Raw genomic sequence first — 15,562 nt, forward strand, 5'->3', positions numbered from 1 at the left:
TAAATACTCCAAAAGATTCTAATGGTTATTTCGCAAGAACTGTGCCCGGTTAAAAAGCACTGAAAGTGGTAAGATTTAAGTCAATTTGCGAACATATATTGCAAAATGCAAAGCATTAGACAAAAAACACCCCACAAAGCTATAAAAATACTTGGCGCTTAACTTGCGTAGTACTTACCTAGTTAATTAATAGAAGCCAGGGTGCAGCTCATGAATATAGAAATAAGCGTTATTATCCCAAACTACAATTGCAAACAGTATTTAGCAAAGGCACTGAGTAGTGTTATTGCTCAAAAAAATGTCAGTCTAGAAATTATCGTTGTAGACGATGGCTCAACCGATGGCAGTGTTGATTGGTTGAGAAAAGCGCAGAACACATTTCCACAGCTGGTTATTTTAGAACAAGAAAATACCGGTGTAGTTAATGTACGCAACCGCGCTATTGCAGCTTCTAAAGGGGACTATATTGCATTCTTAGATGCCGACGACTATTGGAGTGATGATAAGTTGTATGAGCAATTAGGTTATATGAAAGAAAACCCCGAATGTGTTTTAAGCTTTACTAATTATATGCATGTAAATGAAGATTATGAGCCTATTGTGGATTGCTTTTCTTTTTGGCCTGAGTTTTCAAAATTTGTTGATAAGAAAGATATGGGATATCAAAACTTAAAATCGCCAATAGACTTACTTATTTTTGCCAATGTGATTGGTACCTCTTCGGTTATGGTTAAACGTTCAGCCATTAATTATATCGGCCGATTTGATAACATATTAAACAGCGCAAGTGATTGGGATTGCTGGTTAAAGCTTGCAAGAATTGGTGATGTAGCTTTTTCGCCGCGCGTAGCCATGGATTACTTGATGAGAGCGGGCTCTATTACCGCAAATCGTAAAAACAGGCTCAATGCGATGAAAGAAATTGTTTCACGCTGCAAAAGAGATGCTGGAATGATTGCACAAATAAAAGCACAAGCACGTATATTAGAATGTTACGGTGAATATTATCGAGAAATAGGCGCAAAGTTCAAAGCGTTATCAATTACAACAGCCGCGTTTACGCTATTCCCGCATAAACGTAATTTACGCCATTTATTACATGATTTAAAAACCACATTTACTACTGCACCATAATTACTTTGCTAATACACAACAAGTAGCGTTTAAGCTACTTGTTGTGTATTAGCCTAAAATAAATACTCCATCTAACTTTTTAAGTTTAATGTATAACTTAATATTTTATGATCGCTTCCTTTAAACTCACTCACTTCCAAAGAAGATAAATTAAACTCTTGATTAAAAATACAATGGTCAATTGGCAAGCCCGTCATTAAAGTGTGCTCTATTGCAGTAGGTGCAAAGCTGGTATATGCATTTGCAGCTGCATAACAACTTTGGGCATTAGACCAATTAAAATAGCCAGACCAGGGAACAATATTTAGATCTCCCGCAATAAACCAAGGATCTATCTCTTTTGTACTCGCCTCGTTAATTACTGATAATAATCGATTACGATTATGCCAATGAGTAGCGGTTCTAGGTGAAGGTGGGTGGGCAATAAAAGCGGTAATTGGGTGCTTATCTAATAATAGCTTAAGCTTTATATAACCTAATCGGTCGCCATCTAATTTAACTTGCTGTCTGTGTATAATCGGTAAACGCGAAATAACCACAATCCCGTAAGGGATCCCTTCAACTTCGCGATAACCAAACAAACTGGCTTTATTTAAAAAAGGCGTGAGTAAATGCCGGTTTAAATCGCTAAACTCTTGCAAAACAAGCACATCCCATTGCTGGTTTTGTAAGTTTTTTAGATGCATGTCTACATAGGGATTATTGTAATTTAGATTAATTTGCTTAACTGTTATCGCAGCCTTCGAGGGAGCGACTTCTAATGAATGCAGCGGCACCAGTGAACTTAAATTAATAATACAAATAATCGCAATCACTCCCCCTAGCCATAGTTTTTTTAGCGCAAGCAGTAACAGTGCAAAAAACAACGCAGCAGCTAACAAAGGAAACCGAAAGGATATTAATAAATCAGCGTAATAAAATTGCCACGGATTAAATGCGGCAACAATTAGCATAAATGCAATTACTGTGATGACAGCAATGCTATAACCTCTTCTTGAATTACACCGCCTACTCGAAATAACCTTGAACATGAACGCCCCTTTTTACAATAAAAAAGAATATACCTGAGTATATTCTTTATCTTAACTTTGAGTTTTATCAATTAAGCCGATAAAACTTAACCAGAATTCGACATAATCTGATGTTATCTAATCTCAAACAGTTGGTTTTGTGTTTGAGCATCAAACTGCCAAGTAAAAGCAAGTGGTTGGGTGCTGGTATCGTAAAACCAAATTTCCGCTACTAGCTCTATATCTTGTCTGCTCATCGCAAGGGTAGTTGTGAGTGCCCCTTGCGTTAAAGGGGCTCTAAATAAGCAATTATTGTAATCTGCTCGCTCTGCATTCGATTTTTTCTGACAAATATTCAGATACGCTCTTTCATCACCTCTAGAAAGCGCTACATCAATAGCTAAATTAAATTTTGTTGATAAGTTAAAGTCATTATTGATAACTAAGTTTGCCATTCCTTGGGGCTCAGCTGTTACTGGATCAGCAACTGGTGGAGCTACATTAGTCGGAGCAGGTGCTGCACTTTCATCGCCTCCGCCCCCGCAGGCTGTTAACAGTGATAATGAGCATAAGGTGACGGTTAATTTATTCATTACTGTTCTCCTTTAACAACCACACTCGGTGCGTTGTAACTGTTAAACCACTGCGGGGCTTGCTGACCTGACGACTGCGCAAAATTAGCAAAACGATCATAAGCGTTGGTGATGTCTACCCCTTCAAGTGGATGTAGCCACTGCATACCGACTTCAATCGCCCATGGAAGGCCATTTTCAGTTTGAAAAAATAACTCAGAGGCTTGCTGAGTGGCATCATCTGCACCATTAACAGCGAATAAACTACTATCGAAAGCCTCTGTTGGCGCTTGGTTTTTTAGATGAACCTCCCAGCTTCTTGCATTTTTACCAACTAAAAAGTCACCATGATAAAATCCTTCGCTACCAAAAATGAACGGATCGAGTAGTGTACCAGGTGCATTCGCTAGCGCTTTAGCTGCTTTTAATGGAATAGTCATACTAAACGTTACTTTACTGTTTACGTCACAATTGCTTTCGGTTCTAAAGTAATCACAGCCGGCTTGCTTCGTAATATGTTGCCAAGTATCCTGCATGAAAATCAAAATTGCTTGCTCACGGTTTGCTTCTAATGGCGAGTCTAGTTGTGGCTCTCCATTGATAGTGTAAATGATATTTTGCTCATCAATTTCACTGCTTAAAATAGTATTGGTTGTGCTAGTAGTAGTTTCTGTAAGTCTTACAGCAAAACCATTGTGATAAGTTGCGCCCACTCCAACAAGTTGACCATCAATTTTATAGCCAACCACATTACTTCCTTCAATCAGCTGCGTAGTACGATAATTTACAACCACATCATTAAAGTCGTAATCGCCTGAAAACGGCCATTTATCTTCATAGGCAAGCGTTACCCAATCGTTTTCACCAGGATAAACAGCGCTAGCAAATGTGGTTATTGGATAATCTTCCACTTCGCCACCTAGCACTCCACCCGTGGCAGTAATTAATGATGCCTCAGAACCATCAGTAACTCGAAAGCGAGCCCATGTTTGCCCTGCTTTAACGTTACTCGGTACGCTAACTAAAATACTATTATCACCTTTGTTAAGCTGATACTTAGTTACCATGCGTTCGGATTCACTAAAGCCACCATTTTGATCCCAGTCAAACCAAGCATATAAAAAGCTATCAGCTGAGGCGTTGACAATGATTTGGCTATCTTGTCCTGCAGCAATCGCGGTAACAAAGCTAACCCCGTCATCAGAGTCATCTATGGGGTTGTTGATTAAATCGTCATTCGTATTGATATTTTCGCCATCGACCGTCTCACCCAAGTAAATAAGATTACTGCCAGTACTACTAGGATCAAATAAGTGTCGAGCGCCACTTTGCTCAAGACTCGTGTTATATGGACGAGGAGCATCACCAAAATCAATAGAACTATCGGTAACTGCAACTTCTGCAATAGCGCATCGCGCACCATCATTTTGACTAGATTTAGGTCCTGAGGTAAATACGTTTGCTGTTGGTGTGTAGCCAACTACGGGGCTAATACTTAAATCAACTTTATGTATTTTTCCGCTTTTGTTATTACTAAAGTAAAACTGACCGTCAATGTCAAAGTAAGCGGCACCAAATGCGCCCGTATCATCACCAATATCGAGCTGAGTTATAAATTTAGAGGTATTATTAGCAACGTTAATTTCATGCAAATCACCATTTGATTCAACTGCATAAAGTAAATTACTTTGTGGATGAAAGGCAAAATCATAAATTCCTAAATTCCAGTTGGCACTATTAGGTAAAAGCTGTGCATTAATTTCAGCGGTTAGATCTGAGTTTAAATCGATTTCGTAAAGGCCAAACCGAGGAGTATAAACATAATATGAAGCGCGCTGATTTGCTGCATCGCCTGTTACCTGAATGTCACCTACATAAAAGTTAGTATCTGGCAGCCCTGTGATATTTAAGCGAGCCATTTGGTAGTTACTGTCTATTTGCACCACACTTTTTGGTGCTTGGCGACTAAAGCCATACAAATACTGATCTTTATAATTAAAGCCAATGGCATTTACGCTTTCATTGTTTGCCTCAGTAGCAAACGTTAAAGTCGCGGCTAACACCGTAGGCTTAGCCGATACTAAATCTATACCGTATAACTGTGCTTTAGCATCTTGCATTAAAAAAGCCTGGCTTGGACAATTCTCAAATGGCTGACTAAAAACGGTGCAAGGCCACAATACACAGCAAACTTTTCCGAGATGGGTTAATTTCATACGTAAGCCCTCTATAGTTACATAGTTGAACTAATGCAGACTTTATTCCAAACTTTAACCTATTGAATTTAAATAATAATAAAAAATTACATCACTTAGATATGCAAGTTGCAACACATGTCTTTGCATTATGCGAGAGTAAAAATCACCTTCACAAACTCTCTGTATCTATGCTCTTAGACACGGGCTATTTGCTCTAAGTATGCAGCAGTTGAGTAAGCTTCATTAAATAAAGTACAATAGTAAAATTAAGGCAGGCCTTTTTAACGGCTGTGCTTGTTCATTTTAGGTAAAAAATCATGGCACACTCTCGCGGAAACTTATTCATTTTATCGGCACCTTCTGGGGCAGGTAAATCTAGCTTAATAAATGCACTACTTAAAAAGCATGCTGATATGAAAGTATCGGTATCGCACACCACTCGCGCACCGCGCCCTGGTGAAAATAATGCAGAACATTATCACTTTGTATCAGTTGATGAGTTTAAAGCGCTGATTGCCAAAGATGATTTTTTTGAATGGGCACAAGTATTTGATAACTATTATGGTACTTCTAAGCAAGCGATTGAAGAGCAACTCGCCGCAGGTATTGATGTATTTTTAGATATTGACTGGCAAGGCGCTCGCCAAGTTCGAGAAATAATGGACGACGTAAAAACTATCTTTATTCTTCCGCCATCAAAACAAGAACTAGAGCAACGTTTAAATAATCGCGGCCAAGACTCTGCTGAAATTATTGCAGGTCGAATGGCGCAAGCTCAATCAGAAACCTCTCATTACAACGAATACGACTATGTTGTAGTGAATGATGATTTTGATACTGCTCTATGCGATTTAGAAACCATAGTAATTGCACAGCGATTAACGCTAAAAGCACAAACAACACGTCATCAAACTTTAATTAATGAGCTGCTCAAGTAATCTAAATTACGATTAATTTTCGGTTCATGCCTTAAAATAGATAAAAATTAACCACTGGCTATTGGCGAAACTTGCTGCGTGCAGTAAACTACGCCTTTGCTTTTAAATTATTTTGGAGTGCTAAGATGGCTCGCGTAACAGTTGAAGATGCAGTAGATGCAATTGGTAATCGTTTTGACTTAATTTTAGTTGCGGCCCGTCGTGCCCGCCAAATTGCTGTTGGTGGTAAAGATCCACTAGTAGATCCTGAGAACGATAAGCCGACAGTTGTTGCTTTACGTGAAATCGAACTTGGTTTAGTTGATAATTCTTCAATGGATGTTATTGACCGTGAAGAACAACAACATCAAGAAGCGGCAGAACTAGCTGCTGTTGCTGCCATTGTTGGTGGCAACCAATAATCAACCGCCCGGTCTGATTTAGCTAACGGCATAGTTTTTCAACTATAGCCGTTGGCAATCCTTTGTTTTCATCGTATATTCGTAACTTATCCTAACTTATTTGCTTCACGAGAACATTGGAGTGTGAATGTATCTTTTTGAAGGTCTTAAAAAGAAAATCTCAAAATACTTGCCAGCAGACGATGTTGAGCTAGTTCAAAAAGCCTACGTGGTAGCCCGAGAGGCTCATGAGGGTCAAACTCGTTCAAGTGGCGAGCCTTACATTACTCACCCCGTTGAAGTCACTCAAATATTAGCAAGCATGCATCTTGACCATGAAACGCTCATGGCAGCACTCATGCACGATGTGATTGAAGATACCGATTTTAGCCAACAAGATTTAGCTGAAATATTTGGTGAAACAGTAGCAGAACTCGTAGAGGGTGTGAGCAAGCTTGATAAATTGAGCTTCAAAGATAAAAAAGAGTTCCAAGCTGAAAACTATCGGAAAATGATTATGGCAATGACCCAAGATATTCGGGTTATTTTAATCAAGCTAGCTGATAGAACACACAACATGCGCACATTAGGCGCACTTCGTCCTGATAAACGCCGCCGTATTGCTCGTGAAACCCTTGAGATTTATGCACCAATTGCTAATCGTTTAGGTATTCATGATATAAAAAATGAGCTAGAAGATTTAGGTTTTCAAGCACTGTACCCTATGCGTCATCGTGCACTTAAATCGGAAGTGGCTAAAGCGCGTGGTAATCGCAAAGAAGTTATTTCAAATATTCAAACTGAAATTGAAGCTCGCCTTGAAGAATCTGGCATAAAAGCGACCGTATCAGGCCGTGAAAAGCATCTATACAGTATTTATAAAAAAATGCTCAACAAAGAGCTGCTGTTTAACGAAGTCATGGATATTTACGCATTTCGTATTGCAGTAGACTCTATGGATACCTGTTATCGCGTACTTGGTGTAGCTCATAACTTATATAAGCCAATTGAAACCCGCTTTAAAGACTATATTGCTGTACCAAAAACTAATGGTTACCAATCATTACATACTTCTTTAGTTGGCCCGCATGGTATTCCTGTAGAAATTCAAATCCGTACTTTAGATATGGATCACATGGCTGATAAAGGGGTCGCAGCTCACTGGATGTATAAAAAGTCGGGTGACAATGCGGGTCATACTGCACAACAGCGCGCACGCCAATGGATGCAAAGCTTATTGGAATTACAACAAAGTGCAGGTTCCTCGTTTGAATTTGTAGAGAATGTAAAAACAGAGCTATTCCCAGAAGAAATTTATGTCTTTACCCCAGATGGTCGGATTATTGAACTTCCTATGGGTGCAACGGCGGTTGATTTTGCTTATGCCGTTCATACTGATGTAGGTAATACTTGTGTCGGTGCACGTGTGAACCGCAAGCCTTATCCTTTAAGTAAAGCCATTGATACGGGGCAAACAATAGAAATTATTACCAGTTCAGGCGCTCACCCTAACGCAACATGGCTTAACTTTATTGTTACTGGCAAAGCACGCTTGGGCGTACGCAACTACCTTAAAAGTCAACAGCATGAAGAAGCGTTATTACTTGGTCGTCGCTTACTTGACTCAGCGCTAGGGGAAAACAAATTTGATAACCTGCCAGCTGAAAATATTACCCGAGTGCTTGAAGAGCATGAGCTTTCCTCTACCTTAGAACTGCTAGTAGAGATTGGCTCAGGTAACTTAATGAGTATGCTGATTGCTAAACGCTTGTTACAAAACGACAATGATGATTTAAACGACATCGCAAAGCGTGCCAAGGCAACTATTATTGGTACCGAAGGTATGTTGGTTAATTATTCTAAATGTTGTCGTCCTGTACCTGGAGACGCTATAACTGCCCATGTTAGCCAAGGTAAAGGTTTAACCGTTCATCGCCAAGAGTGTAAAAATATTCGTGGTTGGGAAAATGATCGTTCGAAATACCTAGTCGTAAAATGGGATGATAATCCTGAAAAAGAATACATAGCGACTTTAAGAGTAGAAATCATTAACCACCAAGGTGCGCTGGCTAAATTAACCAATGTGGTCGCCACTACGCAGGCCAATATTGTAGAAATAGCTACCGATGAAAAAGAAAGTAATTTATACGTGATAGACTTAGGGATCACAGTTAAAAACCGTATTCATGTCGCCAATATTATGCGCCGCATACGTGTTATGCCCGATGTACAAAAAGTCTATCGTAAAAAATAAAATAGGAACATCATGAATAAAGCATTTATATCAACGGATAAAGCACCTGCAGCAATTGGTACATATAGCCAAGCAGTAAAAGTGGGTACAGCTGTTTATTTATCAGGGCAAATACCACTTGTCCCAGAAACAATGGACGTTATTTCTGAAGACTTTAGTGAGCAAACACATCAAGTATTTAAAAATATCAGTGCGGTTTGTGAGGAAGCTGGCGGTTCTATTCAAGACCTAGTAAAAGTTAATATTTACCTTACTGATCTTTCAAACTTTGCCATTGTGAACGAAGTTATGAGCCAATATTTTAAACAGCCTTACCCTGCGCGTGCAGCTATTGGCGTTCGTGCACTCCCTAAAGGTGTACAAGTAGAAATTGACGGCATTATGGAACTTCCTTCAACAAACTAACCTCTATAAGCTATGAGCGCCGCTCATAGCTTTTATCCCATTCTATAGCTACACTTTGATGAATTCTTGACTCAAAACTAAAATTCTAGCACTCTGTAATCACGTTATTTTATTAAACCTTACTTTTGTAGTAGAAAAGGATAACTTGTGTTTAAGCTTGCTCATAATGGCAATGTATTGCTCGATACGAGTAAATCTGCACCCACCAGTGCTGCTTTTATCATTGAAGCAATTGAACAATCGCCTTACAGCGAGTGTGAAATCGATCATGACGCCATAAATAACTATTTCAGTAGTGCAACACCTGAACGAATCTTAGTCGTTGCAACACGCCACGATGCAACCTTAATCGTTGAAATCAGCGATGATAAAATGCTAGCCACTGGCACGCTCACTCTCGCCAAAGGTGGCGCAACACTCAGTTTTGATGAAGCTAAAAAAGAATTAGTGAAAGCGCATGTTGCTAGAGGTTATAAACAAGCATTTTTAGAGCAGCTTTTACAAAAGCAATTTGAGCTTCCTCCGGGCTCTGTAGTTAGCGGACCACTCGCTAAAGGACGTTTACCTACTGACGGCCAAGATAGTAAATTTAAAGCCATGGTTAAAACCTTAAAAGACCGCCTTAAAACACCCAAATTAAAAGAAGATGGTAGTGTTGATATGCGTGATTTTGGTAAATTAGCAAGTGTTAAACCGGGTGAATTACTAATCCAGCAGCAACCTGCTACTCCTGGTCAAGAAGGGTTTACCGTGATAGGTGATGTTTTACCAGCCAAACCAGGGCAAGTTCATGCCCTAATTGCAGGTGAGGGTACTGAAATATCAAAAAATAACCCGATGGAATTACTTTCAACTATTGCCGGCGTGCCTGTTGAAATAAATAACGGAATGCGTGTTGACGATATTTTCACTGTTAACGATGTGTCTGTAAAAACAGGCCATATCGACTTTGAAGGTAGTGTAATAGTTAGTAAAAATGTAGAGCCAGGGATGAGGATAAATGCAACAGGTGACATTACCGTTTTTGGTACAGTCGAATCTGGAGAATTAACCGCCGGTGGCGATATACTTGTAAAACAAGGGGTGATTGGCCATCAAAAGCCTGAAGATAAATCACTGTCTTGCAGAATAATTTGCGCAGGTGATGTGCATGCATCACACTCTCAATATTGCTACATTGAAGCTAACAGCATATTACTTGACCGCCAAGCCAGCCACAGCTCAATGAAAGCAAAAAATATAATTCAAATTGGTCAATCAGAACTACCTAAAGGAAAGTTATTTGGAGGTGAAATTTTAGATGCCACTAAACTAATTGCCGGAGAAATTGGTAACGAATCAGGGGCTAAAATGGCAATTAATTTAGCCGCTTCAGCTACTCAAATGACCAAAGATATTGATAGATATTTTAGTGAATTAACAGCTGCAAATGAACAGGTTGATAGCTTACAAGCTGCATTAGAAAAAGCAGATTTAATTAAAGATGCTGATAAAAAAAGCGAGCTCATGAATAAGATTGGATCAACTCAGATACATCATAGTCAACAAGCTGAACAACTAGAAAAGCAGATAGCGAGTTTAGAGCAAAAACTAAATACCATGCTCGATGAAGCCATTTTAACCGTAAATACCGTTTTACATTCTGGAGTGGAAATCCATATATTCAATAAGTTACTTAAAACAACTCGTAACTTTCCACCAAGTAATGTTAAGTTAGAAAACAATAAAATAGAAATTGAGTTTAAAACTTAATTATAAGGGGCTGTTAGTAACAGCCCCTTATTCTTTATAGTAAGCCGTTTACACTGTCATAGGTTTGCGCTGGCCACACACCTACCTGCACTTGCCCTATGTGTTGTTTTTGTAATAACAGCATAGCCAAGCGAGACTGACCAATACCACCACCAATTGTTTGAGGAAATTTACTTTCTAACAATGCTTTATGCCAATCAAACTCTAAACGGTCTTCGTCACCGGTAATTCCCAATTGAGCTTGCAAAACTTCAGGGCTCACTCGAATTCCCATAGATGATATTTCGAAAGCATCTTCAAGAATTGGATTCCATACTAAAATATCGCCATTTAATCCCATATACTGATCACATGTTGGTGTTGACCAATCGTCGTAATCTGGCGCTCTCACATCATGAATTTTACCATCACTTAATGCTCCGCCAATACCAATTAAAAACACAGCACCATATTCTTGAGCAATCGCTTTCTCACGCTGCTTAGCGCTAAAGTCAGGGTACATTTTACGAAGCTCTTCACTGTGTACAAAAGTAATTTTAGCTGGCAAAAATGCTCTTAAGCCAAAGCTTGCACTAACATATTGTTCAGTGGCTTTAATACCTTGGTAAATTGTTTCAACCGTTTGCTTGAGAGTAGATAGCGAACGCTGCGTACTTTCACAAATAACTTGCTCCCAATCCCATTGATCAACATAAACAGAATGGATTGGGCTTAGTGAATCTTCATCAGGTCGCAACGCTTTCATTTGCGTATAAATTCCCTCACCTTGTGAAAAGCCATATTCACCCAAGATTTTACGTTTCCACTTAGCAAGAGAATGCACCACTTCGTAACGACTATCTGCAATCGCTTTAATATTCACAGCCACGGCGTTCTCGTGCCCACTTAAGTTATCCTGTGTACCGTCGCCTACTTTAGCTAAAATAGGCGCTTGAACTTCAATTAAGCCCAGTTTTTGCTCTAATTGCTGCGAAAAGAACTGCTTAACTTTACTTATTTGCTGCTGCTGCTGCACATAATGTGAACTCATAATAATTGGCCTCATTCCCAGTTATTGTATTTACTACTTAGCGCACAATCACGCTTCAATGAGGTTATCGTAACAATTAAACTATTTAATTCAATATCCCATAATAAAAATAGCTTTAAGATATTAAAACCATTAAAAAAGTGGTATAAAAATAACTAATACCATAATTAAAGACGGTTAAATCTATGGAAAATTATCAAATCGATAATCTTGATAAACAGATTCTGCATGCATTAATGGATAATGCGCGTACACCTTATGCTGAATTAGCAAAACGCTTTAGTGTAAGCGCAGGAACAATTCATGTGCGAATCGAAAAAATGAAACATGCAGGGATCATCACAGGTACTCAACTAACCATTAATACAAAGCAATTAGGTTACGATGTGTGTTGTTTTATTGGTATTAATTTGAACAACGCGCGCGATTATCCGCAAACACTTATAAAATTAGAATCATTAGAGGAAGTGGTCGAAGCATATTACACCACTGGTAATTACAGTATTTTTATTAAAGTAATGACCCGCTCTATCGATCATCTACAAGATGTACTAATCAATAAAATACAGGCAATAGAAGCCATTCAATCAACCGAAACCCTGATCTCATTACAAAACCCGATTAGTCGAACAGTGGTGCCTTAAGGTGAAAAATCTCGTATAATTTGCCGAAAAAGAGGACTCCAATGCAGCAAACTCGTTACCAAAGAATCGAAAGTGTACTTTCACGTCGTCAAACCGACCTTACCGTGTGTTTAGAAGACGTACACAAACACCATAACTTATCAGCAATTGTTAGAACGGCTGATGCCGTTGGTTGTCATCATGTGCATGCCGTGTGGCCAGAAAAACAAAAGTGGCTAACCAATAATACCTCTGGTGGTAGTAAAAACTGGTTAGACACACATCTTCACAGAAACATAGATGATGCCGTTGCAAGTATGCGTGCTCATAATTCTGATGTACAAATTTTAGCTACGCATTTAAGTGAAGATGCTGTCGACTTCAGAGAAATTGATTACACTAAACCGACTGCAATTATTGTCGGTCAAGAAAAAACGGGGATCTCTCCACAAGCCTTAGAGTATGCAGATCAAAACATCATTATTCCAATGCAAGGCATGGTGCAGTCGTTAAATGTATCCGTTGCAGCAGCCCTAATTTTATTTGAGGCGCAGCGTCAACGTGATCTAGCTGGTTTATACAATAGAAATATGCTGAGTGAAGAAATTAAGCACCCAATGTACTTTGAAGGCTGCCACCCAATTATTGCAAGGCAATGCAAACAAAAAAACCTACCTTACCCTGCTCTTGATGAAAACGGCGAAATTGTTGCTGATGAACAGTTTTGGCAGGCGTTAAAACATACTTGATGCATATACAGTGTATCAGTACACTTAACTTACTAAATAATAATAATTGAGCCTACATTGTCTAAACCTAGCTTAAGCCAATACCCAATCACAGAACTTAAAGGCGTTGGTCCTAAAATGGCTGAACGGCTTTTAAAGCTAGGTATTAGTACAGTACAGGACATGCTATTTCATTTGCCGCTTAGGTATGAAGACAGAACCCGTATTTATACAATTAGTGAGTTGACCCCTCATAGCCACGTAACTGTTCAAGCAACCATTGAAACCAGTCAAATAACCTTTGGAAAGCGGCGCATGCTGGTTTGCCAAATAAATGATGGTACAGGTAGGTTAACACTACGATTTTTTAATTTTACCGCAGCACAAAAAAATGCATTTAGCACAGGCAAAATAATTCGTTGCTTTGGCGAAATACGTCGCGGACGTATTGGCTTTGAAATGAGTCATCCTGAATACAGTATTAGCGACACTTTTGAACAACAACCAACATCATCAACACTTACGCCAGTCTATTCAACAACCGAGGGGTTAAAGCAGCTCTCTATTAGGGCGTTGAGTGAACAGGCAATAGAATTACTTCAAAAGTATGCAGTAGAAGAGCTACTTCCCCAACAATGGCAACCATCGCAACTACCGTTAAGTGATGCGTTATTATTACTGCATCGCCCTCCTAATGATGTTGATATAAGTGCGCTTGAACAAGGGACTCACCCAGCTCAGCAGCGGCTCGTATTTGAAGAATTACTGGCGCAAAATCTCAGTTTATTAAAAGTAAGAGAACAGGGACAACAAGTTAAAGCCGTTGCACTTGAGCCCACTAATTCATTAGAAACACAATTTTTAGCACAATTACCCTTTGCGCCAACCAATGCACAAAGCCGTGTGGTATCAGAAATTAAAGCAGATATGCAACACGCTTACCCTATGATGCGACTTGTCCAAGGGGACGTTGGCTCTGGTAAAACACTAGTCGCAGCACTGAGCGCGTTAACTGCGATAGCAAAAGGCTACCAGGTCGCATTAATGGCGCCAACAGAGATATTGTCAGAGCAACACGGAATCAACTTTTCTAGCTGGTTTGAAAGCCTTGGAATAACGGTTGCTTGGTTAGGTGGTAAAACAAAAGGTAAAGAGCGCGTAAGTACACTTGCAATGATCGCCTCAGGTGAAGCGCAAATGATTATCGGTACCCATGCGTTATTTCAAGATGAAGTAAAATTTAACAATCTTGTACTTATCATTATTGATGAACAACACCGCTTTGGAGTTCATCAACGTTTATCACTGCGTGAAAAAGGCCGCTTTGCTGATTGTTACCCACATCAACTAGTAATGACAGCAACACCAATACCGCGTACGCTGGCGATGACCGCCTATGCAGACTTAGAAACCTCGGTGATTGACGAATTACCACCTGGGCGGACTCCTATCACTACAGTTGCGATTCCTGATACTCGTCGAGATGACATTATTAGTCGCGTAAAACTTGCCTGTAACGAACAAGGTCGACAGGTTTACTGGGTATGTACACTAATAGACGAGTCTGAAGTACTACAATGCCAAGCAGCGGAAGACAGTGCATTACAGCTAAAAGAAGCATTACCTGAGCTTGCTATTGGCTTAGTCCATGGGCGAATGAAAGCTACGGAAAAGCAAGCCATTATGAGCGACTTTAAAGCGGGTAAAATTCATGTACTTGTGGCAACAACCGTGATCGAAGTTGGAGTTGATGTGCCTAATGCGAGTTTGATTATTATCGAAAACCCTGAGCGCCTAGGTTTAGCACAGCTTCACCAACTACGTGGCCGCGTAGGCCGTGGAGCTACGGCATCTCACTGCGTGCTTTTATACCATGCACCACTTTCACATACCGCACAGAAACGGTTAGGAGTACTGCGCGATAGTAACGACGGATTTGTTATCGCAGAACGTGATTTAGAAATACGCGGCCCAGGTGAAGTTCTTGGGACCAAACAAACCGGCTTAGCAGAATTTAAAATTGCAGACTTAACAAGAGATAAGCAAACCTTAAATCAAGTTAGACCCATAGCACAACAGATGTTGAAGCAATATCCTCAGTATGTAGACCCTCTCATTCAACGCTGGTTAGGCAACAAGTCAAATTACGCACAAGCTTAGTTACTTATTCGCATAAAGCCACATATTAATTTTCCCAACTAGTTATTCCCTATACCACAACTATTTCCCTACACCTTGCGCCTGTTTTTGCACTTTTATGCAGACGTAAAAAAGCCCAACTCTTTCGAGTCGGGCTTTCTTGTATTTGGAGTCGGTGCGCTACTTCGTAGCGACAACGCAGTAGAATGTCTTAGTGCCCACAGCGATGGAGAGAGCCACATAACAAATGCTACGCTCTCATCCTCTGTCGTGTTCTTTTATCCGTGGGTTTCGAGATATTCAACCCACGCTACGATGGTCAGGTTAACGCAGTGCAGCTGATAGCTGACGGCTGATAGCTGATACTTTCACTTTCCTGCAGACGTAAAAAAGCCCGAC

At 39.8% G+C, this 15,562-nt stretch carries 13 protein-coding genes; 9 read left to right on the forward strand and 4 right to left on the reverse strand.

Annotation, left to right across the window (positions count from 1 at the left end):
- Positions 1-210: 210 nt before the first annotated feature.
- Complete coding sequence (locus tag DK924_RS18485; RefSeq protein WP_109875864.1) at positions 211-1,134, forward strand: glycosyltransferase; 924 nt, start codon at positions 211-213, stop codon at positions 1,132-1,134.
- Between the two features lie 71 nt (positions 1,135-1,205).
- Here the strand turns inward: DK924_RS18485 and DK924_RS18490 are convergent, their stop codons facing one another.
- The 3 genes from DK924_RS18490 to DK924_RS18500 form a co-directional block, all read right to left on the reverse strand.
- Positions 1,206-2,165, reverse strand: a complete 960-nt coding sequence (locus DK924_RS18490; RefSeq protein WP_258306488.1) for an endonuclease/exonuclease/phosphatase family protein — start codon at positions 2,163-2,165, stop codon at positions 1,206-1,208.
- 113 nt (positions 2,166-2,278) lie between these two features.
- On the reverse strand, positions 2,279-2,737 hold the full coding sequence (locus DK924_RS18495) for a hypothetical protein (RefSeq protein ID WP_109875866.1): 459 nt from the start codon (positions 2,735-2,737) through the stop codon (positions 2,279-2,281).
- Complete coding sequence (locus tag DK924_RS18500) at positions 2,737-4,932, reverse strand: LruC domain-containing protein (RefSeq protein ID WP_109875867.1); 2,196 nt, start codon at positions 4,930-4,932, stop codon at positions 2,737-2,739. Before DK924_RS18500 ends, DK924_RS18495 begins: the two co-directional genes overlap by 1 nt.
- 299 nt (positions 4,933-5,231) lie before the next feature.
- On the opposite strand from DK924_RS18500, the gene gmk reads away from it, so the two are divergent.
- The 5 genes from gmk to DK924_RS18525 all read left to right on the forward strand — a co-directional run bounded on the left by gmk (position 5,232) and on the right by DK924_RS18525 (position 10,643).
- Complete coding sequence (gene gmk / locus DK924_RS18505) at positions 5,232-5,852, forward strand: guanylate kinase (RefSeq protein ID WP_010392962.1); 621 nt, start codon at positions 5,232-5,234, stop codon at positions 5,850-5,852.
- Positions 5,853-5,977: 125 nt separating this feature from the next.
- On the forward strand, positions 5,978-6,253 hold the full coding sequence (gene rpoZ / locus DK924_RS18510; RefSeq protein ID WP_008108220.1) for a DNA-directed RNA polymerase subunit omega: 276 nt from the start codon (positions 5,978-5,980) through the stop codon (positions 6,251-6,253).
- A gap of 127 nt (positions 6,254-6,380) precedes the next feature.
- Positions 6,381-8,486 carry a bifunctional GTP diphosphokinase/guanosine-3',5'-bis pyrophosphate 3'-pyrophosphohydrolase gene (gene spoT / locus DK924_RS18515; protein WP_109875868.1) on the forward strand — a complete coding sequence of 702 codons (2,106 nt, stop codon included), beginning with the start codon at positions 6,381-6,383 and terminating at the stop codon, positions 8,484-8,486.
- A 12-nt stretch (positions 8,487-8,498) separates the two neighbouring features.
- Complete coding sequence (locus DK924_RS18520; protein ID WP_010392969.1) at positions 8,499-8,891, forward strand: RidA family protein; 393 nt, start codon at positions 8,499-8,501, stop codon at positions 8,889-8,891.
- A 147-nt stretch (positions 8,892-9,038) separates the two neighbouring features.
- Positions 9,039-10,643 carry a DUF342 domain-containing protein gene (locus tag DK924_RS18525; RefSeq protein WP_109875869.1) on the forward strand — a complete coding sequence of 535 codons (1,605 nt, stop codon included), beginning with the start codon at positions 9,039-9,041 and terminating at the stop codon, positions 10,641-10,643.
- Between the two features lie 34 nt (positions 10,644-10,677).
- Here the strand turns inward: DK924_RS18525 and asnA are convergent, their stop codons facing one another.
- A complete protein-coding gene (gene asnA / locus DK924_RS18530) occupies positions 10,678-11,673 on the reverse strand; it encodes an aspartate--ammonia ligase (protein ID WP_109875870.1) in 996 nt (331 codons plus the stop codon).
- 185 nt (positions 11,674-11,858) lie between these two features.
- Between asnA and asnC the strand changes: the two genes are divergently transcribed.
- From asnC to recG, 3 genes are read left to right on the forward strand one after another with little or no spacing between them, the layout of a single operon-like run.
- On the forward strand, positions 11,859-12,317 hold the full coding sequence (gene asnC, locus DK924_RS18535) for a transcriptional regulator AsnC (RefSeq protein WP_008108204.1): 459 nt from the start codon (positions 11,859-11,861) through the stop codon (positions 12,315-12,317).
- A 41-nt stretch (positions 12,318-12,358) separates the two neighbouring features.
- Positions 12,359-13,045 (forward strand): tRNA (guanosine(18)-2'-O)-methyltransferase TrmH, encoded by a 687-nt coding sequence (gene trmH / locus DK924_RS18540; RefSeq protein ID WP_109875871.1) that lies wholly within the window; start codon positions 12,359-12,361, stop codon positions 13,043-13,045.
- Positions 13,046-13,102: 57 nt separating this feature from the next.
- A complete protein-coding gene (gene recG / locus DK924_RS18545; protein ID WP_075169554.1) occupies positions 13,103-15,184 on the forward strand; it encodes an ATP-dependent DNA helicase RecG in 2,082 nt (693 codons plus the stop codon).
- The last annotated feature ends 378 nt before the right edge of the window (positions 15,185-15,562 follow it).

Origin of the sequence: Pseudoalteromonas sp. meg-B1, from assembly GCF_003173795.1 — a bacterium.
Lineage (GTDB): Bacteria > Pseudomonadota > Gammaproteobacteria > Enterobacterales > Alteromonadaceae > Pseudoalteromonas > Pseudoalteromonas undina.

Bases quoted from the DNA above. Each gene is read 5' to 3' on its own strand.
- asnC (WP_008108204.1), top strand. From the start codon at position 11,859: ATGGAAAATTATCAAATCGATAATCTTGATAAACAGATTCTGCATGCA.
- DK924_RS18520 (WP_010392969.1), top strand. From the start codon at position 8,499: ATGAATAAAGCATTTATATCAACGGATAAAGCACCTGCAGCAATTGGT.
- DK924_RS18500 (WP_109875867.1), bottom strand. From the start codon at position 4,932: ATGAAATTAACCCATCTCGGAAAAGTTTGCTGTGTATTGTGGCCTTGC.
- DK924_RS18485 (WP_109875864.1), top strand. From the start codon at position 211: ATGAATATAGAAATAAGCGTTATTATCCCAAACTACAATTGCAAACAG.
- gmk (WP_010392962.1), top strand. From the start codon at position 5,232: ATGGCACACTCTCGCGGAAACTTATTCATTTTATCGGCACCTTCTGGG.
- asnA (WP_109875870.1), bottom strand. From the start codon at position 11,673: ATGAGTTCACATTATGTGCAGCAGCAGCAGCAAATAAGTAAAGTTAAG.
- DK924_RS18495 (WP_109875866.1), bottom strand. From the start codon at position 2,737: ATGAATAAATTAACCGTCACCTTATGCTCATTATCACTGTTAACAGCC.
- DK924_RS18490 (WP_258306488.1), bottom strand. From the start codon at position 2,165: ATGTTCAAGGTTATTTCGAGTAGGCGGTGTAATTCAAGAAGAGGTTAT.
- rpoZ (WP_008108220.1), top strand. From the start codon at position 5,978: ATGGCTCGCGTAACAGTTGAAGATGCAGTAGATGCAATTGGTAATCGT.
- trmH (WP_109875871.1), top strand. From the start codon at position 12,359: ATGCAGCAAACTCGTTACCAAAGAATCGAAAGTGTACTTTCACGTCGT.
- spoT (WP_109875868.1), top strand. From the start codon at position 6,381: ATGTATCTTTTTGAAGGTCTTAAAAAGAAAATCTCAAAATACTTGCCA.